The sequence below is a fragment of the Paenibacillus sp. KS1 genome (genome assembly GCF_001680695.1).
GTDB classification, from domain to species: Bacteria; Bacillota; Bacilli; order Paenibacillales; family Paenibacillaceae; genus Paenibacillus_B; species Paenibacillus_B suaedae.
Genome location: NZ_MAIS01000362.1, coordinates 1 through 292 on the forward strand (window position 1 = coordinate 1; position 292 = coordinate 292).

Below are 292 nucleotides of genomic sequence, written 5' to 3' on the forward strand. Positions count from 1 at the left end.
CGCGATGCCCCAGTCGATCTCCGGTGTCTTCGAGTAGTAGGGAATATCCCGTAAAAAGGACGCAAACCATGGCGCTTGGATCGTCATGGCCGCTTGACCCATGTAGAATAACTCGTTTGATCGGCTGTACTGTTTCACGTAGTCTCTATGTTTCTCAAAGTCAGTATCATCGTATCCATCAAGTACTTCTCCTTCCTCCATTGGTGGAGGAGCATAGGCTGCATGATTGCGGACGGCATCCGCCGTCATCTTCATTGCTTCCTTCCAACCATCCGAATCGATCAACAGCTTG

1 pseudogene is annotated in these 292 nt (G+C 50.0%); it reads right to left on the minus strand.

The features are described 5' to 3' along the window. Window positions 1–292 (minus strand): annotated as a pseudogene (locus tag BBG47_RS28680) (sugar ABC transporter substrate-binding protein); the annotation flags it as partial.